At 71.8% G+C, this 22,754-nt stretch carries 25 protein-coding genes and 1 pseudogene; 9 read left to right on the plus strand and 17 right to left on the minus strand.

What is annotated here, in order from left to right; all coding sequences use genetic code 11:
• Positions 1-219: 219 nt before the first annotated feature.
• Entirely contained in the window at positions 220-660 is a 441-nt protein-coding gene (locus tag ACZ4XD_RS35380; protein ID WP_468049309.1) for an SPW repeat protein, read from the minus strand.
• 136 nt (positions 661-796) lie between these two features.
• A complete protein-coding gene (locus ACZ4XD_RS35385) occupies positions 797-1,369 on the minus strand; it encodes a histidine phosphatase family protein (RefSeq protein WP_468049314.1) in 573 nt (190 codons plus the stop codon).
• A 310-nt stretch (positions 1,370-1,679) separates the two neighbouring features.
• On the opposite strand from ACZ4XD_RS35385, the gene ACZ4XD_RS35390 reads away from it, so the two are divergent.
• On the plus strand, positions 1,680-1,898 hold the full coding sequence (locus tag ACZ4XD_RS35390) for a CbtB domain-containing protein (protein ID WP_468049318.1): 219 nt from the start codon (positions 1,680-1,682) through the stop codon (positions 1,896-1,898).
• Between the two features lie 15 nt (positions 1,899-1,913).
• Positions 1,914-2,663, plus strand: coding sequence for a CbtA family protein (locus ACZ4XD_RS35395; protein ID WP_468049322.1), 750 nt, complete (start codon positions 1,914-1,916; stop codon positions 2,661-2,663).
• A gap of 114 nt (positions 2,664-2,777) precedes the next feature.
• Here ACZ4XD_RS35395 and ribA read toward each other — a convergent pair whose 3' ends face one another.
• The gene (gene ribA / locus ACZ4XD_RS35400) at positions 2,778-3,455 is read right to left on the minus strand and encodes a GTP cyclohydrolase II (RefSeq protein WP_468049378.1); all 678 of its coding nucleotides are present in this window, start codon (positions 3,453-3,455) and stop codon (positions 2,778-2,780) included.
• 140 nt (positions 3,456-3,595) lie between these two features.
• On the opposite strand from ribA, the gene ACZ4XD_RS35405 reads away from it, so the two are divergent.
• The gene (locus ACZ4XD_RS35405; protein ID WP_468049326.1) at positions 3,596-4,351 is read left to right on the plus strand and encodes a creatininase family protein; all 756 of its coding nucleotides are present in this window, start codon (positions 3,596-3,598) and stop codon (positions 4,349-4,351) included.
• Positions 4,344-5,183 (plus strand): RibD family protein, encoded by an 840-nt coding sequence (locus tag ACZ4XD_RS35410; protein ID WP_468049330.1) that lies wholly within the window; start codon positions 4,344-4,346, stop codon positions 5,181-5,183. The genes ACZ4XD_RS35405 and ACZ4XD_RS35410 overlap by 8 nt, the downstream gene beginning before the upstream one ends.
• Before the next feature lie 110 nt (positions 5,184-5,293).
• Here the strand turns inward: ACZ4XD_RS35410 and ACZ4XD_RS35415 are convergent, their stop codons facing one another.
• The 5 genes from ACZ4XD_RS35415 to ACZ4XD_RS35435 form a co-directional block, all read right to left on the minus strand.
• Positions 5,294-6,406, minus strand: a complete 1,113-nt coding sequence (locus ACZ4XD_RS35415; protein ID WP_468049334.1) for a lysylphosphatidylglycerol synthase transmembrane domain-containing protein — start codon at positions 6,404-6,406, stop codon at positions 5,294-5,296.
• Positions 6,403-7,281 (minus strand): class I SAM-dependent methyltransferase, encoded by an 879-nt coding sequence (locus ACZ4XD_RS35420; protein ID WP_468049338.1) that lies wholly within the window; start codon positions 7,279-7,281, stop codon positions 6,403-6,405. Before ACZ4XD_RS35420 ends, ACZ4XD_RS35415 begins: the two co-directional genes overlap by 4 nt.
• Positions 7,278-8,396: a glycosyltransferase family 4 protein gene (locus ACZ4XD_RS35425; protein WP_468049342.1), complete on the minus strand. Its 1,119-nt coding sequence runs from the start codon at positions 8,394-8,396 to the stop codon at positions 7,278-7,280. The genes ACZ4XD_RS35420 and ACZ4XD_RS35425 overlap by 4 nt, the downstream gene beginning before the upstream one ends.
• Positions 8,393-8,791, minus strand: coding sequence for a 6-pyruvoyl trahydropterin synthase family protein (locus tag ACZ4XD_RS35430; protein WP_127149515.1), 399 nt, complete (start codon positions 8,789-8,791; stop codon positions 8,393-8,395). Before ACZ4XD_RS35430 ends, ACZ4XD_RS35425 begins: the two co-directional genes overlap by 4 nt.
• A 76-nt stretch (positions 8,792-8,867) precedes the next feature.
• Positions 8,868-9,854 (minus strand): zinc-dependent alcohol dehydrogenase, encoded by a 987-nt coding sequence (locus ACZ4XD_RS35435; RefSeq protein WP_468049347.1) that lies wholly within the window; start codon positions 9,852-9,854, stop codon positions 8,868-8,870.
• Between the two features lie 109 nt (positions 9,855-9,963).
• Between ACZ4XD_RS35435 and ACZ4XD_RS35440 the strand changes: the two genes are divergently transcribed.
• Positions 9,964-10,779, plus strand: a complete 816-nt coding sequence (locus ACZ4XD_RS35440; RefSeq protein WP_468049380.1) for a CDP-alcohol phosphatidyltransferase family protein — start codon at positions 9,964-9,966, stop codon at positions 10,777-10,779.
• On the opposite strand, the gene ACZ4XD_RS35445 is transcribed toward ACZ4XD_RS35440, so the two are convergent.
• Positions 10,748-11,143 (minus strand): DUF6126 family protein, encoded by a 396-nt coding sequence (locus ACZ4XD_RS35445; protein ID WP_468049350.1) that lies wholly within the window; start codon positions 11,141-11,143, stop codon positions 10,748-10,750. The two genes, ACZ4XD_RS35440 and ACZ4XD_RS35445, sit on opposite strands and share 32 nt — an antisense overlap.
• A gap of 77 nt (positions 11,144-11,220) precedes the next feature.
• Complete coding sequence (locus tag ACZ4XD_RS35450; protein ID WP_468049354.1) at positions 11,221-11,619, minus strand: ArsR/SmtB family transcription factor; 399 nt, start codon at positions 11,617-11,619, stop codon at positions 11,221-11,223.
• A 429-nt stretch (positions 11,620-12,048) separates the two neighbouring features.
• Between ACZ4XD_RS35450 and ACZ4XD_RS35455 the strand changes: the two genes are divergently transcribed.
• The gene (locus tag ACZ4XD_RS35455; RefSeq protein WP_468049358.1) at positions 12,049-12,423 is read left to right on the plus strand and encodes a VOC family protein; all 375 of its coding nucleotides are present in this window, start codon (positions 12,049-12,051) and stop codon (positions 12,421-12,423) included.
• 7 nt (positions 12,424-12,430) lie between these two features.
• Here ACZ4XD_RS35455 and ACZ4XD_RS35460 read toward each other — a convergent pair whose 3' ends face one another.
• Complete coding sequence (locus ACZ4XD_RS35460) at positions 12,431-13,294, minus strand: siderophore-interacting protein (protein WP_468049362.1); 864 nt, start codon at positions 13,292-13,294, stop codon at positions 12,431-12,433.
• Positions 13,295-13,332: 38 nt separating this feature from the next.
• Positions 13,333-15,642 carry an ATP-binding cassette domain-containing protein gene (locus tag ACZ4XD_RS35465; RefSeq protein ID WP_468049383.1) on the minus strand — a complete coding sequence of 770 codons (2,310 nt, stop codon included), beginning with the start codon at positions 15,640-15,642 and terminating at the stop codon, positions 13,333-13,335.
• 81 nt (positions 15,643-15,723) lie between these two features.
• Between ACZ4XD_RS35465 and ACZ4XD_RS35470 the strand changes: the two genes are divergently transcribed.
• From ACZ4XD_RS35470 to ACZ4XD_RS35480, 3 genes are all read left to right on the plus strand, one after another.
• Complete coding sequence (locus ACZ4XD_RS35470; RefSeq protein WP_468049366.1) at positions 15,724-16,524, plus strand: TetR/AcrR family transcriptional regulator; 801 nt, start codon at positions 15,724-15,726, stop codon at positions 16,522-16,524.
• 492 nt (positions 16,525-17,016) lie between these two features.
• On the plus strand, positions 17,017-18,120 hold the full coding sequence (locus ACZ4XD_RS35475) for a right-handed parallel beta-helix repeat-containing protein (RefSeq protein WP_468049370.1): 1,104 nt from the start codon (positions 17,017-17,019) through the stop codon (positions 18,118-18,120).
• 7 nt (positions 18,121-18,127) lie between these two features.
• Positions 18,128-19,156: a methyltransferase gene (locus ACZ4XD_RS35480; RefSeq protein WP_468049372.1), complete on the plus strand. Its 1,029-nt coding sequence runs from the start codon at positions 18,128-18,130 to the stop codon at positions 19,154-19,156.
• A gap of 113 nt (positions 19,157-19,269) precedes the next feature.
• On the opposite strand, the gene ACZ4XD_RS35485 is transcribed toward ACZ4XD_RS35480, so the two are convergent.
• From ACZ4XD_RS35485 to ACZ4XD_RS35505, 5 genes and pseudogenes are all read right to left on the minus strand, one after another.
• A complete protein-coding gene (locus ACZ4XD_RS35485) occupies positions 19,270-19,602 on the minus strand; it encodes a TcmI family type II polyketide cyclase (protein ID WP_190841640.1) in 333 nt (110 codons plus the stop codon).
• Positions 19,603-19,656: 54 nt separating this feature from the next.
• Positions 19,657-20,130 (minus strand): SRPBCC family protein, encoded by a 474-nt coding sequence (locus ACZ4XD_RS35490; RefSeq protein ID WP_468049375.1) that lies wholly within the window; start codon positions 20,128-20,130, stop codon positions 19,657-19,659.
• A gap of 1 nt (position 20,131) precedes the next feature.
• The gene (locus tag ACZ4XD_RS35495) at positions 20,132-20,401 is read right to left on the minus strand and encodes an acyl carrier protein (protein WP_042152343.1); all 270 of its coding nucleotides are present in this window, start codon (positions 20,399-20,401) and stop codon (positions 20,132-20,134) included.
• Between the two features lie 15 nt (positions 20,402-20,416).
• The gene (locus ACZ4XD_RS35500) at positions 20,417-21,667 is read right to left on the minus strand and encodes a ketosynthase chain-length factor (protein ID WP_398824810.1); all 1,251 of its coding nucleotides are present in this window, start codon (positions 21,665-21,667) and stop codon (positions 20,417-20,419) included.
• Positions 21,664-22,668 (minus strand): annotated as a pseudogene (locus tag ACZ4XD_RS35505) (beta-ketoacyl-[acyl-carrier-protein] synthase family protein); the annotation flags it as partial. The pseudogene ACZ4XD_RS35505 and the gene ACZ4XD_RS35500, both read right to left, overlap by 4 nt.
• Positions 22,669-22,754: the final 86 nt, after the last annotated feature.

A 22,754-nucleotide genomic window follows, 5' to 3' on the forward strand; every position in this document is an offset into this window, starting at 1 on the left:
CCCGCTACGACAAGACCGCCGAGTCCTACCAAGCCGCCGTCACCCTCGCATCGCTTCTGATGTGGGCGTGACATTTGAAGACAACTCCTAGGGCCCGGGGCGCCGGACCGGCCGGCACGCCGTATGCCGCACCCACGCACCGATAAGTGAGCCGCCGGGCACTTGCCCCCATGGGAGGCAAGCGGCCGGCGGCTTTTTCACGCCCCCGTGGGGGCGCGGTCAGGTGGCACGGCGGCTCTTCGACGCCGCGGCGACACACATGGCACCGAGCAGGAATGTCAGGGCACCGACGACGATGTTGTTCCAGATCACGCCGGCGTCCGGAGAGCTGCCGACGATCCACGGCGAGATGATCATCCACACGCCGATCGCGCACATCGCGCCGCTCAGGCCGTACATCCGGCCAGGGGCCACGGTGAACCCGATCGCCATCAGCGCGATCGCCAGACCGAGGATGAGGTTGTGCACCATCAGCGCCGGCTGCGCGGCGGCGAAGTGAACAATCCACGGTGAGACGGCGCAATACAGGCCGACCAGGAGCACCGGGCCGTCGACGAGTACGACATCCCGCCCGCCGAGCACTCGCTCATACCGTGCCTGCATCTCAGAAGCGTCGGGGTGACCTGCGAGATCTCCCCTGGGGTGTGAGACGTCGGCCATGCGACTCGCCTCCTTCGTTCGCAAGCCTGGCCGTTCCACGTGGCACCGAACCACGCATCTTTATTCTGCGCTTATGTCGCCTTTATGTGTAGATGGCGGACCAGGTGAATTTTAAAGCTCTACCCTCGTAGCGCCCTCACCTGCGGCCCAGCTCCCGACCCAGCCCCAGATTCCAGCGCCCGCCGCGACCGCTCAGCTCGGTCACGGTCAGCGGCGGCACATCCAGCCGCCAGAACGCGTCCGGGGCGGCCCGCAGGGCACACACCGCCGCGGCACGCACCACATCCGGCTCGACGACGGCCAGCACCCGGCCCGCGTCCAGGGCCATCCGCGCCAGCCAGCCCTCGATCCGGTCGCACAGCTGCCGCAGCGACTCCCCGCCGTGCCCGGTGAAGTCCGGGTCCGAGAGCCAGGCCGACACCGCGACCGGCTCGGCGTCGGCCACCTCGGCCAGGGTCCGCCCACGCCAGCCGCCCATCGCACAGCCGGCCAGCTCCCCCGAGGGCAGTGCCGACAGCCCGAGCTCCTCGGCCGTGCGGCGGCACCGGACGGAGGGGGAGGCAAAGGTCCGGTCGACGGGCGGCAGCGCTCCGGCGGCGGCCCGGACACGGCGCAGCCCGGCCTCGCTCAGCGGGCCGTCGTCATCGAAACGCGCCTCGCGCTGCGCCTCGCCGGCGGCCGGTGAGACCAACATCACCCGAGTTGTCATGTCCTCTTCTCTCGCTCCACGTCGGGGCGGTAACCCCTCGCCCACTCAAGGGAGTTGCCCGGGCGGCGCGCCCTGTCCTGCGCCTCTCCGCCCCCTCCGTGGCCTTGGCCGGGGGGTCAGTTCGCGGTACCTTCCCGATGATATTGACGACGACATGACGGAAGCCGGTGGGATCCCGGCGCGGTCGCGCCACTGTATGTCCGGTTATTTACCAGCCCCCCAGGGCCGGGACCGGGCGAGCCAGACCCGGCATGTCGTTACGCACTCCAACGAACAGGGACGCGAGTTCCCCCGCACAGGAGGTCCTGCCATGGCTCAGACCATCGCACCCCCGGCCACCGGCGCCGTCACCCCGGCTCCGATCCCCCTCAAGGCCATCGCTCCGTGGGCGCTGTTCTTCGGCGTCGTGATGCTGGTTCTGCTGTACTTCATCGGCGCCGAGCAGGGTGCCACTTCGCTGCTCTCGGGCACGGAGGTCCACGAGTGGGTCCACGACGGGCGCCACCTTCTCGGCTTCCCCTGCCACTGATCGGACCCCGCACCCATGAACTCCGTCACCATCAGAACCCTTCTGGTGCGCGGGATGCTCGCCGGTCTGGCCGCCGGTGTCCTGGCCCTCGTCGTCGCCTACCTGCTGGGCGAACCGAAGGTGGACGCCGCCATCGCGTTCGAGGACGCACACAGCCACGAACACGGGATGGAGGTCGTCAGCCGCGGTGTGCAGTCCACGGCGGGGCTGGCGACCGGTGTGCTGATCTACGGCGTGGCACTAGGCGGGATCGCCGCACTGGTCTTCTGCTTCGCTCTGGGGCGGATCGGCCGGTTCGGTGCCCGCACCACGGCGGCGCTGCTCTCCGGCGCCGCGCTGGTGGCCGTGTACCTCGTACCGTTCCTGAAGTACCCGGCCAACCCGCCCGCCGTCGGTGACCCCGACACGATCGGCACCCGTACCGCCCTGTTCTTCCTGATGATGCTGCTCGGCATCCTGCTGGCCGTCGCCGCCACGCTCCTCGGCCGGCGGCTGGCTCCGAAGCTGGGCAACTGGAACGCCACGGTCGCGGCCGGTGCCGCGTTCGTGGTCGCCATCGGCCTCGCCTATGCGTTCCTGCCGGCCTACGACAATGTGCCCGAGGGCTTCCCCGGCACGCTGCTCTGGCAGTTCCGGCTGTCGGCGCTCGCCATCCAACTGGTGCTGTGGACCGCCTTCGGGCTGCTCTTCGGCCACCTCGCGGAGCGCGTCGTACCGGCCCGTCAGGAGGCCCCCGCGGCCGAGGCGGCAGCCGCCGTCTCCTGAGCCGGCCGGCCGCAACCACCGAGGGAGGGTCCGCGACTTCGCGTCGCGAGCCCTCCCTCGACGCGTAGTGGGACCGCGTAGTGGGCAGAGTGTGCGCCGGCCGGCCGCGCGGGCCTACAGGCCGGGGACGCTGTCCAGATGCGGCAGATCGTGGTCGAGGCGCTCCCGTTTGGCGCGGAGGTAGCGGATGTTCTCCGCACGGGGCGGCATCAGCAGCGGGACCTGCTCTTCGACGGGGATTCCGTGCCGCAGCAGGGCCTCGCGCTTGCGCGGATTGTTCGACAGCAGCCGCACGGACCGGACGCCGAGGTCCTGGAGGATCTCCGCCGCGGCGCCGTAGTCACGGGCATCGACCGGCAGCCCGAGCGCGATATTCGCCTCGACGGTGTCCAGCCCGCCTTCCTGGAGCTTCATCGCGCGGAGCTTGCCCAGCAGCCCGATACCGCGGCCCTCATGACCCTGGAGATAGACCAGAATGCCGCGGCCTTCCGCCACGATCGCGCGCAGCGCCTCGGACAATTGGTCGCCGCATTCACAGTGGGTGGACGCGAAGGCATCACCGGTCAGGCATTCCGAATGCACCCGGGTCAGCACCGACTCCCCCACGACATCGCCATGGACCAGGGCCACTTGCTCGATACCGCTGCGGCGGTCCAGATAGCCCACGGCGAGAAATTCACCGTAGGTCGTGGGCAGCCTGACCGTCACCACCTGTTCCACGCCCGGCCTTTGGCCGAGGGCATCATCGATTGCGACACGGAGGTCGGGGCCGGCGGAGTACTCGGGGTCCATCATGGCGGCGATCGTACCCGCGCGGGTAAATGATCGGCAGAACTCACTCACCATGACAACAAGTATGCTGCGACGCCGTGACAAACGATGCCGGGACAACCACGACTCCGCGAGTCGGCGACGAAAGGCCGCAGCATCCCATGAGCGCTTCGGGACACCCGACTTCGGCCACCGGCCCGCTGCCGGCGGACACCACGGAGGACGTACGGGCACGGCGGCCGACGATGGCCGTGCTGCCCATCGGCAGCTTCGAACAGCACGGCGCCTTCCTGCCGTTGACCACCGACACCGTCATCGCCTGCACCATCGCCCGGGAGGTGGCCGCCGGCCGGCCCGTCCAGGTGCTGCCGCCGCTGACGGTGTCCTGTTCGCACGAGCACGCCGACTGGCCGGGGACCGTGAGCATTTCCGCCCGCACCCTGCACGCGGTCGTCACGGACATCGCCGATTCGCTGCACCGGTCCGGTATCGGCACCCTGATTCTCATCAACGGGCACGGCGGAAATTACGTCCTGCGCAATGTCGTTCAGGAATCCGCCGGGCGCGGGGTGCGGATGGCGCTGTTCCCCGGCTCGGCCGACTGGGACGCGGCGCGCACCCGGGCGGGGGTGGCGACACCGTCGCACACCGATATGCATGCGGGAGAGGCCGAGACGTCCATTCTGCTGTATGCCCATCCCGAATTGGTCAAGGAAGGCTATGAATCGGCGGATTGCGTCGCCGATGACCGGAAGCACCTGCTGACGCTCGGCATGTCGGCCTACACCGAATCCGGTGTCATCGGGCGGCCGTCACTGGCATCCGCCGGGAAGGGACGGGAATTGCTGGCCGGACTCACCGAGGCATTCGGTGAATATCTCGCGCTGTTCGCCGACCGGGCGGCAGCCGATGCCTGAGCCGCTCGACGCGTCGGCCGCCTGGGACCTGCTGCGGCGTATCCGTACGACGGACCAGGCGCGGGCCGCCGGGATGGTGCCGGACGGAGCCGGCGGACTGCGCTGGGGGCGGCCCGCCACACCCGAGGCGGCGGAGCTCGCCGGCCGCTATCTGCCGCTCTGCCTGGCCGGCCCGGAGGTCTCGTTCGCCCAGCTCGGGCAGAGCCTGGACGGGTTCATCGCGACCCGTACCGGCGATGCCGACTTCGTCACGGGCGCGGAGGACCGCTGCCATCTGCACCGGCTGCGCGCCCTGTCCGATGCGGTGCTCGTCGGGGCCGGCACCGCCGTGGCGGACGATCCGCGGCTGACCGTACGCGCCTGTGCGGGCGACAACCCGGTACGGGTGGTGCTCGATCCGCGGGGCCGGGTGCCGAGGAGCAGCGGGGTGTTCACGGACGGCGCGGCGCCGACGCTGTGGGTGGTGGGACCGGATGCCACCCCCGCGGACCCCGGTGCCGGAGCCGACGTCCTGGTGCTGCCGGATGCGGCCGCGTTCGCCCCGGAGCGGCTGCTCGCGGCGCTGGCGCGGCGCGGGCTGGGCCGGGTGCTGATCGAGGGCGGCGGGGTCACCGTGTCGCGGTTCCTGCACGAAGGGGCGCTGCACCGGCTCTATGTCACCGTGGCCCCGGTGCTGCTCGGCGACGGCATCCCCGGCCTCCGTTTTCCCGGGACGCCGGTGATGCGGGAGGCGCCGCGCCCGCCACTGCGGCGCGCGCTGCTCGGCGAGGACACCCTCTTCGAGTTCGCCCTGCGGTCGGCCGGTGAGCCTGCGGGCGGGCCGGTGGACTAGCCGGTCAGGCGGCCGGTGAGTCCTCGGGCGGGCGGGTCGACCAGCCGGTCAGGCGGCCGGTGAGCCTTCGGGCGGGCCGGTGGACCAGCCGGTCAGGGCGGACCGGCGGATCAGGGCGTCGCTCTCCGCTCGCCGTGCGTCCGCGCCTGGTACCGCGCTCCCCCGCCCACCGCCGACGGGACCTCCGCACCGCGCTGCCGGACCACCCCCGTACTCCCGGTACGGGGGTGCCCGTCCGCCGGGCGGGGCCCAGTCGCGGACGCCGCCGGCTGCTCCGCGGGGAGCGGCGCGGCGCGGCGCAGGGCGGGTCCCAGCAGCACCGCGGCCCCGGGGAGGCTTGCCACGAAGGCGAGTACGCCGTAGATCACCGCGGTGGTGAGTCCCTGCGTCGCGCCCAGTCCGGCGGCGCCGAAGGCCCAGGCGGCGACGCCTTCCCGGGGGCCCCAGCCGCCCACGTTCAACGGCAGCGCCATCGCGAGCAGCGCCAGCACCACCAGCGGCACCAGCTCGGCGGTCGGTGCGGTGACGCCCGCGACCCGGGCGGCCAGGACGAACATCCCGAGGTAGCCCGCCAGGACCGCCACGGACGAGAGCGCGACCCCGGGCCAGACGCCGCGGGCCAGCAGGCCCTGGCGGGCTTCGGCCACTACGGTGCGCAGGGCGCGTTCACCCCGGGAGGCGCCCCGGCGGCGGCGCAGCCGGACGGCGACCGCCACCACCAGCAGGCCCATCACGGCGACGGCCAGTGCCACGGCGGGTGAGGCGAGGAAACGGACGACCGGCGCCAGGACCGGCGACGGCCGGACGAGCAGTACCGCCGCCCCGGTGACGAGCAACACGACCTGGCCTGCGGTCCGTTCCAGGGCCACCGCGCGGACGCCCCGGCCGAGGTTGCCGGAGGTGCGGCCGTGGTCCACGGCGCGGTGCACATCGCCCAGCACGCCACCGGGCAGCGCCGCGTTGAGGAACAGCGCCCGGTAGTAGTCGGCGACGGCCCGGCCGAGCGGCAGCCGCAGGCCGAGACCGCGGGCCACCAGACACCAGCGCCAGGCACTGAACACCGTGGTCAGCACGCCGATGGCGAGCGCGGCCAGCAGGGTGGCGGCGTCGATCCGGCGCAGCCCGTCCAGGAACGCCTGCGAACCCAGATGCCACACCAGCGCCACCAGGATGCCCAGTCCCGCGAGCATCCTGAGCCATGCCGCCCAGCGGGACCGCGTCATCCCGCGCTCCCGGACCGCTGCCGGGGCAGCGCCAGCAGATCGGTGTGGTGCACCGCGACGGTCAGCTCCCCCGCCGCGCACTCCTCCAGCCGGCGCCGGAGGTAGGCGACGGCCTCGGGCGCCAGCTCCGGCCGCTGGGCGTGCGCGGCACCGACCCAGCCGCGCAGCCATTCGGCGGTCAGCGCGGATTCCGCACAGCCCAGCCGCCACGGGCTGGACTGCACCAGCACCGTCGCCCCGCGCCGTTCGAAGGCCGCGACCGCCGCCGCGATCGCGTCCGGACCGAGCAGTGCGCGGCCCTGGTCCGTGCGGCGCTGATGGTCGTTGAAGGCGTCGGCGATCTCCGCGTCGAACGGATCGGCCGGGGTCAGCTCGACCCGTCCGGCGACGGAGAGCGCCAGCAGCGCCGGACTGCCCGCGCCCATACACGCCTCGGCGAGGTCTTCCACCTCGTCGTGGGTGAGCAGATCCAGCAGTGCGGAGGCGGTGACCAGCGAGGTGCCGGCGAGGTCGTCGGCGGTGAGGGCGGCCAGGTCACCGCGCGCGGTGGTGGCGGTAACGGGTGTGCCGTCGGCGGCCGTTACCGGCATCCGCGCCCCGGCGAGGGCGAGCAGCGCGGGGTCCAGGTCGTGCAGGACCCACTGCTGCGGGCCGGGCAGCCGGACGCCGAGCCAGCGCCCCATCGAGCCGATGCCACAGCCGAGATCACGGATCACCAGACCGCGGGGGCCGCCGGGCGGGCCCTCGGCGGCGGGCTGTGCTTCGAGCCACGCCAGCAGCGGGCGCAGCAGCTCGGGGGCCCGGGCCGCGGCGTCGGCCCTATCCCGCAACTCCAGCCACCGCGGGGCGAATCGGGGTCTCTCGGGCGCGCTCATCGCGTGCTCCGGGGCTTGTGCCGAACCCGTTCCAGCACTCCGGCCAGACTGTGCGACGTCATCTCCCACCTCTCCAGCATGGCACGCCGGGCGCGCGCCGAACTTCTGACCCCGTCACGCAGTTGTGGATCGCCGAGCCAGCCGCGCAGCGCCTCGGCGAGCGCCGCCGGCCGGCCGGGCGGTACGAGCAGGCCGGGCACCCTGCCGTCGGGGGCCTGCCCGACCGCTTCGGGTACGCCGTCCACCGCCGTCGCGAGCACCGGGATCCCGCGGGCCAGCGCCTCGGTGACGACCATGCCGTAGGTCTCCGCGTACGAGGTGAGCACCAATAGGTCGGCGGCGGCATAGCTCGCCTCCAGGTCCGCGCCCGCGCGGGGCCCGGTGAAGGTGATCCGGTCGTCGAGGCCGAACCCGGCGACCGCGCCGCGGAGTTGGGCGACATATCCGGGGTCGCGGCCGAGCCCGCCGACGCAGGCGCAGCTCCACGGCAGATCCTTGACCGCCGCCAGCGCGTCGATCAGGCGGTGCTGTCCCTTGCGCGGGGTGACCGCGGCGACGCACAGCAGCCCGGTGGCGCCGTCGGTGCCGGGTGCGAGGGGCGCCGGGTCGGCGCCGGGCCGGACCGCGTGGACCCGCTCGGGCGCCAGTCCGTGGTGGGTGACGAGCCGCTGGGCGGCCCAGTCGCTGGTGGCCACGACGGCCGCCACGGCGTGCAGGGTGCGGTGTTCGCGGGCGTCCAGCTCCGCGGCCAGGGCGGGGTCGAGGCCGGTCTCGTCGCCCAGCGGGAGATGCACCAGGACGACGAGGCGCAGCCGTTCCGCCTCGGGGGCGAGGATGTCGGGGACGCCGCAGGCGACCAGGCCGTCGAGGAGGACCACGGCGCCGTCCGGCAGCGCCGCCAGCCGCCGCGTCAGCTCCGCGCGGGCGGTGGCGTCCGGCCGCGGCCAGCTGCCGGGCAGCGCGTACGGGCGTACCTGCCAGCCCTCGGCCGGGAGATCGCGGCACACCCGGCGGTCGTAGGTGTTGCCGCCGCTGGGTGCTGCCGGGTCGTCGATGTCACCGGGCAGGACGAAGTGCACCACCCGCTCCGCCGGGGTGGCGCCGGTGCGGGTCACAGAGTGCGCTCGTACGTCGCCCAGGCGATGTGTGACTCGTGCAAGGTGACCGATATCCCGGCCAGCTCGCGGGCGCCCTCGCCGAGGTTGCCCGCCTCGATGCGGTCGGCGAGCCGGTCGGCGATGACCTTGGCCAGGGCCTCCGTCGAGGTGTTGATACCGGCGAAGGCGGGCTCGTCGTCGAGGTTGCGGTAGTTCAGCTCCGCGATCACACCGCCGAGTTCCTGGGTGGCCAGGCCGATGTCGACGACGATGTTGTCGGCGTCGAGCTCCGCCCGGCGGAAGGTCGCGTCCACGATGAAGGTCGCGCCGTGCAGACGCTGCGCGGGGCCGAAGACCGCGCCACGGAAGCTGTGGGCGACCATCAGGTGATCGCGGACGGTGATGCTGAACAAGGCCGTTCCTCCGGTGTGATGTCGGTCTCAGTGGCGGGGTCGCCGGGGACGAATTCAGGGCGGTTTCGCGGGGCGGTCAGCCGTCCGCCGGCGCGTAGCGGATGCGGTGGCACAGCGCCGGCAGATCGCCGGAGACGAGCCGGGGCAGGACCTCCGGCAGCTCCTCGAAGGCGGACTCGCCGGTGATCAGCGCGTCGAAGGCGGGCTCGGCGAGCAGGTCCAGGGCGAGCGCGAGCCGGTCAGCGAAGGTACGGCGGGCGCGGCGGGCCGGGGAGACCGCGCCGACCTGACTGCTGCGGACGACCAGCCGGCGGGAGTGGAAGGCCTCCCCCAGCGGCAGGCTGACCTGCCGGTCTCCGTACCAGCTCAGCTCGATGACGGTGCCTTCCGGAGCGAGCAGTTCGAGCGAGCGCGCCAGCCCCTCCTCGGTGGCGCTGGCGTGGACGACGAGGTCGCAGTCGCCCAGGGCGTCCTGCGGCAGGGCGAAGTCCACGCCCAGCGCCTTGGCGGTCGCCGCCCGTGCGGGGTCGGCGTCCACCAGCTGCACCCGGACCGCGGGGTAGCGGGCGAGGACCGCGGCGACACCGCAGCCCACCATGCCCGCACCGATCACCGCGATCCGGTCGCCGACCAGCGGCGCGGCGTCCCACAGGGCATTCACCGCGGTCTCCACCGTGCCCGCCAGTACGGCCCGCGGGGCGGGCACCGAGTCGGGTACCGGAGTGACCGCGCTCGCCGGGACGACATAGTGCGTCTGGTGCGGGTAGAGGCAGAAGACCGTACGGCCCAGCAGGGCGGACGGCCCTTCCTCGACGACACCGACATTGAGGTAGCCGTATTTGAGGGGCGCGGGGAAATCGCCTTCCTGGAAGGGCGCCCGCATCACGGAATGCTGGCTCACGGGGACGCCGCCTCGGAAGACCAGGGTCTCCGTTCCACGGCTCACTCCGGAGCAGAGCGTGCGCACCAGAACCTCGTCGGCATCCGGGTCCCGGAGGGGTATCTCCCGGATTTCACCCTGGCCTGGAGCGGTTATCCAAAACGCACAAGCAACGCGCGGCATCGTGAATCCTCCTGGACGCTCCGGCGATGATTCGTCGATGCTGGGGATCATGAGAACGCCGTCACCATACGCGGCACCTCTCGACTCCGCCACACATCCGGGAGGCATGGTGGCCGTACAAGAGCGTTACGACACAAGGCCGTTCGGACCGGACATTACGGCGGGCACGGGAGTGCAGCTGCTCATGCTGGAAGCGCTCCGCCGGGTGGTCGGTCTGAGCACCCTGGGGTGGCTGACGGGCTGCGTGTTCGCCGTGGCCACCTGGGTGGTGCTCACCGTCGCGCTGCGCCGGTCGTGGCCCCGGTCGTTCGGTATGGCGTCGTTCGGCATGGCCAACCGCGTCACGCTGGCCCGCACCATCCTGGTCGGCGGGGTGACGGCGCTGGTCGCGGACTCCTTCGAGCGGCGGACGCCGGTCGCGGTGCTGGTCGCGCTGGCCGCCGTGGCGCTGGTCCTGGACGCGGTGGACGGACAGGTGGCCCGGCGCACCGGCACCGTGACGCCGCTGGGAGCGCGCTTCGACATGGAGGTCGATGCCTTCCTCATCCTGGTGCTCTGTGTGTATCTCGTGGTGCCTCTGGGCCCGTGGGTGCTGGCTATCGGCCTGATGCGGTACGTCTTCGTCGCGGCGTCCTGGGTCTGGCCCTGGCTGAGTGGCGCGCTGCCGCACAGCATGGCCCGCAAGACCGTGGCGGCGCTTCAGGGCATCGTGCTGGTCGTGGCCGGTGCCGGGGTGCTGCCGCACCCCGCGGCGGCCCTCGCGGTGAGCGCGGCGCTGGCGCTGCTCGTGTGGTCCTTCGGGCGTGATGTCGGCTGGCTGTGGCGGGTCCGGGCGCTCGCGGGCGGCCCGACCGCGATGGGTGGCCGGGACCGGGCCGAGGCCGTCCTGCCCGCTATGTCCCGGCGTGCCGGCCCAGATAGATGACGAGCGCCAGGAAGACCAGCAGCAGATGGCTGACGACGAAGTAGAGGAGCACCCGTCGCCACAGGCTGCGCCGGGGAGCCCGGTGGGTGAACAGGACCGCGCCGGGCAGCCGCGCCAGCTGGGTTCCCGGGCGGATCGCGGTCGCCCGGGGCCGCCGGACGCCACAGCGCGCCGAGGTGTGCGGGCGGGCCGCGCCCTCCGGGCAGACACCGCCGTGTCCGCGTGCCGTACGGACCGTCCCGCGTCCGGGCGGGCGCCCCCGGCAGGGCCGTACGGTGCCCGGGCCGGAGGGTGTGGGTATGCAGGTGCGGGAGCGGACCGCCCGCCAGGGCGGCGGCCCTTTACGCCGTGGTGCGCCGGACATCCGCGATCACCCCGTTCCGGTGGGGCTCATACGGACCGTGGCCGTCCGGACGCTGTTCATGGAGCGCGGCGGGCGGATCACGAGACCGCCCCCACCGCGCCGGGTGCCGGCACCCCGGCGGCCGCCGGCCGGGCGCCGGGCTCGGCCTGCCGGAGTTCGGTGAGCAGGGCATGCTGCCCGGCGAGCACCTCGGTGAGCGCCCGGCGGGCGACCCCCAGCAGCTCGGTGACCTCGCCGCCGGCCAGCTCGTAGACGACGGTGGAACCGCTGCGGGTGGCCGTCACCAGGCCCGAGCGGCGCAGCACCGCCAGCTGCTGGGAGAGCGCGGACGGCTCCACCCCGATCGCGGCGAGCAGACCGCTCACCGGCATCGGTCCGCTCTGGAGCAGTTCCAGCACCCGGATACGGACCGGATGGCCCAGCATCCGGAAGAAATCGGCCTTGGCCTGACAGACCGGAAGCCACGCACCGTTCATGTCCGCGCCCCGCTCCCGGGACCGGCCGCGGACCACACCGCACACACCCGTTCCCCTGCCGATTCGGCGAAACCGCCCACGCATGTCCTCCGCGTTCAGGCCGCACGGCCATCGCGTCATCTGTTGAATTGCGGAATTCTGCAACTGTAGACGACCGGGGCGGGCGACTTGAATGGGTGTCGCCGACAAAATGGGGGCGGGCGCGGTACGGGGGCGGCGGCCCGGGGTCCGCCCCGTCCGCCCGCTCACCACCACCCGGCCCGCCCCTTTCCGCACGAACTCGGCAACAGCCACGCGCAGTTGTCGGACCGGCCGACCCGAGGTGCGTCGACGTCGGACCCGTACCTGCCGCGGGTGCCGGCGCATCCGGTGCCCCGCCCGCGGCCATACCGGTGGACAGCCGCGCCCCCCAACCACATAGTGACGCCCATGACTTCACTGGTACGTCACCTCACCATCGACTGCACCGACGCCTACCGACTGGCGAGTTTCTGGGCCGAGGTGCTGGACGGCTCGCTGGCCGAGGACGATCTGCCGGGTGATCCGGAGGCCACGGTCACGGCCGCGGGCAGTGCGCTGCTGTTCGTCACGGTGCCCGAGGCCAAGGCCGGGAAGAACCGGGTGCACCTGGATCTCCAGCCGCAGGACCGGGGCCGGGACGAGGAGGTCGAGCGGCTGCTGGCGCTCGGCGCGACCCTGGTGGCCGACCACCGGCGCACGGACGGGACCGGCTGGGTGACGCTGGCCGATATCGAGGGCAATGAGTTCTGTGTGGAACGCAGCGCGGCGGAGCGGGCGGGCTGACCCCGCCTCAGCCCTGCGGGAGCCGGGCGGCCGCGAGGCGCTCCCGGGCCTCGGCGAGGTCCTCCTCGGTCGGGGCGTCGTCCTGGGTGAGCGTACGGCGCCAGTAGCCGCTGAAGTCGATCCGGCCCTTGTCGATACCGCGCTCGCCGACCAGATGACGCCGGAGCGCACGGACCGCGCCCGCCTCCCCGGCCAGCCAGGCGAAGACCTGCCCGGGCGGGAAGGTGAGGGCACGTACGGCGGCCGGGAGGGCGTCGTGGCGGCCGTACGTGTGCACCCACCGCACGGTGAGCTCCGCCCGGGTCGTGAAGGGCTGCTCGTCGGCCGGGCCGGCCACCTCGACGCAGGCCAGCGCGCGGGTGCCGGCCGGCAGCGCCTCGACGAGGGAGCCGATGGCCGGCAGGGCGGTCGCATCGCCGGCCAGCAGCAGCCAGTCGGCCCGGTCGAGCGGCAGCGGCTTGGCGTACTCGGCGGCCGGGCCGTACCGGGCGACGAGGTCGCCCACGGCGGCGGAGGCCGCCCACCGGGTCGCCGGGCCGGCCGTGGCCGGCGTGCCGTGCAGCACGAAGTCCACGGTGATCCGGTGCCGGACGGGGTCGTGGGCGCGCACCGTATAACTGCGCATCCACGGCCGTTCGTCTTCGGGGAGGGCGAGGAACGCCTGGTACCAGCTCATCGCGTCGCCGTCCGCGGCGGCGTCGGGCAGCCGGGGCGCGCGCCGGCCCGGCTTGGGGAAGAGCAGCTTGAGCTGCTGGTCGGGCCAGGTCGGGAAGTCGTCGAGGCCGTCACCGGCGAAGGTGACCCGGACCATGTGCGGGGTGATCCGCCGGACGTCGGTGACCTCTATGAGCGCGACGGGCACGGCTGTCATCGGGTCCTCCAAGGGGCAGCAGGGGTGCGGGCGGTGGCTTATGCGGTGTGCGTCGTGACGTAGCTCCGCAGATGGCGGGCCGTCAGTGAGTCGCCGGTGGCGACGAGATCGGCGGGGGTGCCGGTGAAGACCACCCGCCCGCCGTCCTGGCCGGCGCCGGGGCCGAGGTCGACGATCCAGTCGGCGTGCGCCATCACGGCTTGGTGGTGCTCGATGACGATGACGGTGTTGCCGTCGTCGACCAGCCGGTCCAGCAGGCCCAGCAGCTGGTCCACATCGGCGAGGTGGAGCCCGGTGGTCGGCTCGTCGAGGACGTAGACGGCGCCCCGCTCCGCCATGTGGAGGGCGAGCTTGAGGCGCTGGCGTTCGCCGCCGGAGAGGGTGGTGAGCGGCTGGCCCAGGCCGAGATAGCCCAGCCCCACCTCGGCGAGGCGGTCGAGGACGGTGCGGGCCTGCCCGGTGGGGAAGAACTCCCGGGCCTCGGCCACCGACATGGCGAGGACCTCGCTGATGTTCTTGCCGTGCAGGGTGTAGGTGAGGACCTTCGGGGTGAAGCGCTTGCCCTCGCACTCCTCGCACACCGAGGCCACCCCCGCCATCATCGCGAGGTCGGTGTAGACCAGGCCGATGCCCTTGCAGGTGGGGCACGCCCCTTCGGAGTTCGCGCTGAACAGGGCGGCCTTGACGCCATTGGCCTTGGCGAACGCCGTACGGATCGGGCCGAGCAGCCCCGTGTAGGTGGCCGGGTTGGACCGCCGGGAACCCCGGATCGGCGACTGGTCGGCGACGATCACGCCGTCCCGTCCGGGCAGTGCCCCATGGATCAGGGAACTCTTGCCCGAGCCCGCGACGCCGGTGACGACGGTGAGCACCCCGAGCGGGATACCGACACTGACATCCTTGAGGTTGTGGGTGTTCGCGCCGCTGATGGACAGCTCCCCCACGGGCTGCCGGACCCGCTCGCGCAGCCCGGCGCGGTGGTCGAGGTGACGCCCGGTCAGGGTGCCGGAGGCGCGGAGCGCGGCGACGTCGCCGGTGAAGCAGATCTCTCCCCCGGCGGATCCGGCCCCCGGGCCGAGGTCGACGACATGGTCGGCGATCGCGATCGTCTCGGGCTTGTGCTCGACGACCAGGACCGTGTTGCCCTTGTCGCGCAGCCGCAGCAGCAGATCGTTCATCCGCTGGATGTCATGCGGGTGCAGGCCCACGGTCGGCTCGTCGAAGACATAGGTGACATCGGTCAGGCTGGAGCCGAGGTGACGGACCATCTTCACCCGCTGGGCCTCGCCGCCGGAGAGCGTGGCGGACTCCCGGTCCAGGCTCAGATAGCCCAGGCCGATCTCGACGAGCGAGTCGAGGGTGTGGCAGAGGGTGGCGACCAGCGGGGCCACGGCGGGGTCGTCGATGCCCCGGACGAAGGTGACCAGGTCGCTGATCTGGAGGGCGGCGCATTCGGCGATATTGCGGCCGGCGATCCGGGAGCCGAGCGCGGCGGGGTTGAGGCGGGCTCCGCCGCAGGCACCGCAGGCGGTGAAGGTCACCGCCCGGTCGACGAAGGCCCGGATGTGCGGCTGCATGGCGGCACGGTCCTTGGCCAGGTAGGTGCGCTGTACCCGCACCAGCAGACCTTCGTAGTTGACGGTGGAGGTGCCCACCTTGATCTTGGTGGCGGGCTTGTGCAGGAAGTCATCCCACTGGGCGGGGGTGAAGTCCTTGAGCTTGACGTCCGGATCGAAGAATCCGGAGTGGGCGAGGGTCTGCCAGTACCACGAGCCGACGGTGAAGCCGGGAGCGGTGATCGCCCCCTCGTTGAGGGAGAGTTCGGTGTCCAGCAGCTCGCCGGTATCGATCGCCGAGACCCGGCCGAGCCCCTCGCACTCCTGGCACATGCCCTCGGCGCTGTTGAAGCTGAAGGCCGTGGAGGTACCGGCGTGCGGGGTGCCGAGGCGGCTGAAGATGATCCGCAGCATGGTCTGTGCGTCGGTCGCGGTGCCGACCGTGGAGCGGGAGTTGGCGCCCAGCCGCTCCTGGTCCACGACGATCGCCGCGCTCAGGTTGCGCAGCGCGTCGACATCGGGCCGGCCCTGGCTCGGCATGAAGGACTGGATGAAGGCCGTATAGGTCTCGTTGATGAGCCGCTGCGATTCGGCGGCGATGGTGCCGAAAACCAGGGAGGACTTCCCCGAGCCGGAAACACCGGTGAAGACGGTGAGCCGGCGCTTGGGAATGTCGAGCGAGATATCGGCGAGATTGTTCTCCCTGGCGCCGCGGACCTGGATCAGGTCATGACTGTCCGCGGCGGATGTTTCCCCGTTGCCCGGCCGTCGGCGGGTCTGCCGGTCCCCCATGTGCGCTGCCACCCCTCTGGTATCTTTACGCCGTAAAGAGTTCGGTTCGGGGACGTTACTTTATGCCATAAGGAGTCGCAAGTGGTGGTTTTCGCGGGCCAGGGTGACGCCCGTCGTTCGATGGCGCTGCTGTGGCGTGCGGAAGGCCCCGCCGGAGCGCGGACGCGGCGGTGGCCGGGGCCCAAGCCGGCGCTGAGCGTGGCGGCGATCGTCGACGCCGGGGTGGCGGTGGCGGACGCCGACGGCATGGCGGCGCTGTCCATGCGCGCGGTCGGCGAGCGGCTGGGGCGTACCGCGATGGCGCTCTACACCTACGTCCCCGGCAAGAGCGAGCTGGTGGACCTGATGTACGACCAGGTGCTGGCCGAGCTGCCCACCGACTACGACCTCACGCCGGGCTGGCGCGCCGCGGTGACCTCCTGGGCCGAGGACACCTGGGAGTTCTACCTCCGCCACCCCTGGGTGCTCCAGGTCTCCCAGGCACGTCCGGTGCTCGGCCCCAACGAATACCGCGCCCTGGAGACGCTGCTCCGCCTGCTGTACGCGACCGAGCTGAGCTCGGCGGTGCTGCGGCGGGTGGTCGGGGCGCTGTTCCACTTCATCCGCGGCGCCGCGCAGACCGTGACCGAGTCGCGGCAGGCCGCGGCCTCGACGGGGGTGTCCGACGAGGAGTGGTGGCAGGCCCGTTCCGGCATGCTGACCGAGATGGTCCCCGACTTCGCGGAGCGCTTTCCGCTGCTGGTCCGGCTGGAGACCGAGGGCGCCGCCCCGGATCCGGGCGACTCGGTCCCCTATCTGGAACGCGAGGCGAGGAGCACCTTCGACACCGGACTCACCGTCATCCTGGACGGCATCGAGGCGGCGATCCACCAGGGCCGTTGAGGGGGGGCGCCACCCTGGCGGCCCGCTTTCCCGCGGCCGTTGGGGTGATCAAGGGGGCTCGCTGCGCCCGGGCCGGTGTCGTCGGCCGGGCTTGGCGCGTTGGTCTTCCGTGACCGTTTTCCGCGCCCGTCCGTGGTTTCTGCCGACCAGCCTCGCGGCCTTCCTGACCGAGGCGTGGCCGGACGGGCCGGCTGACGACCCGTCGGACGCCCGGCCCGACACCGGATCCGACGGACCATCGGATACGCCGTCCGGCACCCCGTCCGATACCCGGTCAGCTGATTCCGGGCCGACCGATCGCCCCTCGCACCCGGACGCTCCCGGCACCCCCGACAGGGACCCGGACAAGCCCGCTGACCGGCCCTGATGGCGGGCCCGGTGGCGGGCCGGGCAATGGAGCTGACGGCGTGTCGAACGCTGGCGGCCGCACGCACCGTGACGTTCGGCTCACTACGTGTGGCGAGCCGGAGTGATCACCCATAGCTTCGCCTCATGGTGCTACGACAGATGAAATACATGGGCTGCGTCGCCGCGGTGATGATCGGCGGCATCGGTGCCGCGTCACCGTGCGACGCGCAGGGACGCCACGTCGTCCACGCAGGCGAATCGATCCAGCGCGCGGTGAACAAGGCGCGGCCGGGCGACACCATCGTCATCCGGCCCGGCGTCTACCGCGAGAGCGTGCTGATCAACAAGTCACGGCTGCGCCTGGTCGGCGCGGGCCGCAAGACGGTGATCGCTCCGTCGGGCAGGCGGGCCGCGAACGCCTGCGGGAAGGACGGCAACGGCATCTGCGTCATCGGAGAGGGCAGGCCGCTGCGGGACGTCACGATCCGCTCGCTGACCGTCAGGGGCTTCAAGAAGAACGGGATCTGGGCCTCCGGGACCGACCGTCTCTCGGTGATCCACGTGACCGCGCGGAAGAACGGCGTGTGGGGCATCGCGCAGGACAAGTCCATCCGGGGCGTGTTCCGCGACAACTCCGCCATCGACAACGGCGACGCGGGCATCTTCCTCGCGAACAAGGCCAGGGAAGAGGCCGGCGGCGCCAACCTCCGGGGCGCCGTGGTCAGCGACAACTACCTCGCGGGGAACCGGATCGGCGTCACGATCCGGCGGGTCAGGAACCTGACGGTCGGCTACAACACCATCACCAGGAACTGCGGTGGGGTGTTCGTCGTCGGTGACGAGTCCCGTCCCCAGGCCGGGGCGCTGACGGTACGGAACAACTCCATCTACAAGAACAACAAGTTCTGCCGCGGCAACAGCCGGCTGCCGGACATCCAGGGCTCCGGTGTCGTGCTCACCGGCGCCGAGCACGTCCTGGTGCGGCGCAACGTGATCCGGGACCACCACGGCAAGTCCCCGCTCTCCGGTGGTGTCGTGCTCTTCCACAGCTTCGTGAAGGTGCTCACCCACCACAACGTCATCAGCCACAACATCGTGCTGCACAACAAGCCGGTGGACCTGGCCAACCGGGACCTCCCCGGCAAGGGGAACCGGTTCTTCCGCAACGTCTGCCGGACCTCGGAGCCGGCCGGGCTGTGCCACCGGCTGCACCGGGACGGGCTGAACCCGTCGGCAACGACTGAATAGAGGCGCAATGACCACCGTAAGTCCCACTCCCCCACCCGCGATGCGGCTCCGGGAGCTGATCTTCGGGGCCGCTTGTGCGGCGGCCGTACGGGCGGCGGCGCGCCTCGGCGTCGCCGATGCCCTCGGCGAGCAGCCCACCACCGCGGAGGAGCTGGCCGCCGCGGTGCAGGCCGAGCCGCGGCCGCTGGACCGGCTGCTGCGCACGCTGGCCTGCTACGGGATCTTCGCCGAGACCGACGACGGGAAGTACGTCCACACCGAGATGTCCCGGCTGCTGCGGGAGGACACCCCGAACAGCCTGCGCTACATCTCCCTGTGGTGCACGGAGCCGTGGACCTGGGAGGCCTGGCCGCGGCTGGACGACGCGGTGCGCTCCGGCCGCAGCGTCTTCGACGACCTGTACGGCAAGGGGTTCTTCGACTACCTGCACGAGGACGCACGGGAGTCCGCCGAGGTCTTCAACCGGGCGATGACCACGTCCAGCAAGCAGTCGGCGCAGGACATCGCGGGGCTGCTCGATCTGACCGGGGCGTCCTCGGTGGCGGACATCGGCGGTGGCCAGGGCCATGTCCTCGCCAGCCTGCTGGAGAAGCACCCCACGCTCCAGGGCACGCTGCTCGATCTGCCCAAGGTCGTGGCGAACCCGGACCCGCGGCTGGGGGACGGCGGCGCGCTGGCCGCACGGGTACGCATCGTGCCCGGCGACTGCCGCGACGACATCCCGGTCCAGGCCGATGTCTACATCATCAAGAACATCCTGGAGTGGGACGACGAGAGCACCCGCAGAACACTGCGGAACGTCGTCCGGGCCGCCCGTCCCGGCGCCCGGGTCGTCATCATCGAGAATCTCGTCGATGACAGCCCCTCCATGAAGTTCACCACCGCCATGGATCTGCTGCTGCTGCTCAATGTCGGTGGCGCCAAGCACACCAAGGCGAGCCTGGTCAGCCGGATGGCCGAGGCCGGCCTGAAGGTCGGCGAGATCCTGGTCGTCAATCCGTATCTGCACGCCTTCGAGTGCACCGTCCCTGAATGAGCCGGTCCGGGCACGGCAGGTCGCCCGGTGAGGAGGCTGCTCCTCGCCGGGCGACCTTGCCCCTGCCCGGGGATGCGCGAGAGCCGGGGGATCACCTCGGCTCCGCGCGCGCGTCAGCTGCTGCCGTCGCGCTGCCAGCTGTAGAACTGCTGGGCCATCGCGTCCTTGGGGCTTCGCCAGGTCTCCGGGTCATAAGCACTGACGAAGGCGGACAGCTTGTCGCTGACGGCGCGGAATTCGGGGTGTTCCGTCACCTTGGCGATCTCCGGGCCGGGCGGCCGGTCGGATTCGATGAGGTGCAGATACACGTCACCGAACTGGAAGAGGGTCCGCCGCGAGACGCCGACCAGGTGGGGCAGTTCCGTACGGTCGGAGGCCTTGAAGACCTCGGCGATGTCCGGAGCCGAACCGGGTTTCATGCGCGCGACGATCAGTGCGTGATGCATCAGGGGTCCCTTCGTTGCCGCCGGGAGGCGGTCCGCACGCGGCCTGGTGGGCCGTCAGCTGACGGTGGCGGACCGGAGCTCGCGGTCCCGCTGCTCGATCCGGTCCCGGATGAGCTCCATCTGGATCCGGGAGTTGCGGTTGATCATCTCGGTCATGCCCTTGTCGTCGACCGGGGCGTCGGGCTTCATCGCGAAGTCCTGGGTCCAGTGCATCGAGGTACCGCCCGGGATCTCGGCGTACTTCCAGTGGATGTCCATGTGCGCGAACGGACCGGTCTCGACGCGGCGGGCGCGGACCGACCGGTTGCGGCGGTCGACGACCCGCTCGGAGACCCAGCTCCAGACCGTGCCGTTGTCGTCCGGGTGCATCGTCAGCCGGAAGGTGGTCTTGTCGCCTTCCCTGGACAGCACCTCGACCGAGGCGTACTCGCTGAAAAGCTGCGGCCAGTTCTCGATGTCGTTGGTGATGTCCCAGACGAGGTCGAGGGGCGCCGCGATGGTGATGTCGTTCTCGGTGTGGCCGGGCATGTCATGCTCCTGTCGTAGGTACGGTGTCATTCGCGGTGTTCACGAGGGCGAGGAAGTCGCGCGGCGTCTTGCAGCGCTCCGCGTCGGTCGGCATCGGCCGGCCCTGACGGTTCTCCAGCTCGCCCACGATGCCGAGGAGACCGAGCGAGTCGAGGCCGAAGTCCGCGAAGGTCGCGTCCTGCCGGTTCGCCAGCTCCTTGGGGTCGACGGTGAGGCCGGCCGCGGACTTCATCAGCGCGGCCAGCTCATTGAGCGTCAGTTGAGCGGTCATCTGAGGTTCTCCTTCTCATGAGGGGGACCCGGAGCCCTTCCGCAGCACCATCGCCGCGTTCGAGCCCATCAGTCCCCGGCTCAGCACCAGCGCCGTCCGCAACTCGGCCGGGCGGGCCCGGCCGGTCACCACGTCTAGGTCGTGGCAGACGTCGACGACGTTGGGGGTGGGCGGCACGACGCCGTACTCCATCGCGAGCACCGCGGCCGCGGTGTCCAGGACGGGGGCGCCGCAATACGCCCGGCCGGTGCCCGTCTTGGGCGCGGTCACCGGGACCTGCGAGGCGTGCCGGCCCAGGGCGTCCGCCAGCGCCAGCGCCTCGGCCCGGTCGGCCGCAGGAACGCCGAGCGCGTCCGCGAACACCACATCGATCTCCTCCGGGGCGCACCGCGCGTCCTCCAGCGCGCCGCGGATCGCATGGGCGAGCCCGTCCCGGGACTCCTCCCACAGGGAGGCCCCGGTGAAGGTCGCGGCATGTCCGGCCAGCACGGCCCGGACACTCGCCCCGCGGCTCTCGGCCGCCGCCTCCTCCTCGACGATCAGCATCGCGCCGCCCTCGGCGGGCACGAATCCGCACGCGCCGCTGGTGAACGGGCGGTAGGCGCGGGCCGGATCGTCGAGCTTGCTCAGATCGTCGTAGCCGAGCTGGCAGACGACCGAGTAGGGGGCCAGCGGTGCCTCGGCGGCGCCCACGACGACGGCGTCGGTGCCGCGCCGGATGGTGCGGGCGGCGTGCGCCAGGGCGTCCAGACCGCCCGCCTCGTCGCTGGCCACGACTCCGCACGGCCCCTTGAAGCCGCCGCGGATGGAGATCTGTCCGGTGCTCGCCGCGTAGAACCAGGCGATGGACTGGTACGGGCCGACATGGCGGGAGCCCTGGCCCCAGAGCCGTTGCAGCTCCCGCTGACCGAACTCGCCACCGCCCGAACCGGCGGCCGTGACGACTCCCACCGCGAACGGTGAGTCGTTGTAGTCGGCACGGCCGAGCCGGGCGTCGTCCAGCGCGAGGTTGGCCGCCGCCATGGCGAAGTGGGTGAACCGGTCGGTCTGGACGAGGTAGCGCTCCTCGATCAGATCCGCCGGATCGAAGCCCCGGACCTCACCGGCGACCTTGAGGGGCAGATGCTCACACCCCTCGCGGGTGACGCGGTCGAGGACGCTGATGCCCTCCACCGTCGCCTTCCAGAAGGTCTCGGTGCTCACCCCGTTGGGGGCGATGACACCGATGCCGGTGACGACGGAACGACGTTCTTCCGGGGAGCTCATGATGCCCTCCCACCCTGTCGGGTCAGTACCACCGCTGACTGGAATCCACCGAAGCCGCTGCCGACCGAGAGCACCGAACGCAGCGGCAGCTCCCGGGCCGTTTTGGGCACATAGTCGAGGTCACACTCCGGGTCCGGAGTCTCGTAGTTGGCCGTCGGCGGCACCACCTGGTGGGTGAGTGCCAGCACACAGGCCACGATCTCGATGGCGCCGATGGCGCCGAGCGAGTGGCCCACCATGGATTTGATGGAACTCATCGGCACCTTGTGGGCGTGGGCGCCCAACGACCGCTTGACGGCGGCCGTCTCGTGCCGGTCGTTCTGCTGGGTGCCCGAGCCGTGCGCGTTGACGTAGTCCACCTGGGTGGCGTCAACCCTGGCGTGGCCGAGTGCGCGGTTGATCGCCTCGGCCATCTCCAGGCCCTCCTGGGTGAGGCCGGTCATGTGGTACGCGTTGCCGAAGGTGGCATAGCCACGTATCTCACAATGGATGGTCGCTCCGCGGGCGCGGGCGTGTTCCAGCTCCTCCAGGACGAGCACGGCGCCGCCCTCGCCCATCACGAATCCGTCGCGGTGGGCGTCGAACGGGCGGGAGGCGTGCGCGGGATCGTCGTTGTTCGCGGAGGTCGCCTTGATCGCGTCGAAGCAGGCCACGGTGATCGGGGAGATCGGCGAGTCCGAGGCACCGGCGATACACACATCGACCCGGCCCTCCTCGATGGACTGGAAGGCGTACCCGATGGCGTCGAGGCCGGAGGTGCAGCCCGTCGAGACGGTCTGCACCGGGCCGTGGGCGCCGATCCGTTCCGCCACCGCGGAGGCGAGCGAACTCGGGGAGAACGCCCGCTCCAGGTGGCGGCCGGCCGGCCGGTGGTCGACGTCCCAGCGGGCACCGTGACCGCTGACGGCGACATAGTCGTGCTCCAGCCGCGTGGTGCCGCCGACCGCGGTGCCCAGCGACACCCCGACCCGCCAGGGGTCCTCCGCCTCGGTGTCCAGGCCGGGGGGGGGGGGGGGGGGGTGGGTGGGGGGGGGGGGGGAGGGGGGGGGGGGGGGGTGTGAGGGCGCGGGGTGCGGGCGTGGTGGGG

The sequence above is a fragment of the Streptomyces sp. NPDC029466 genome (assembly GCF_055574515.1).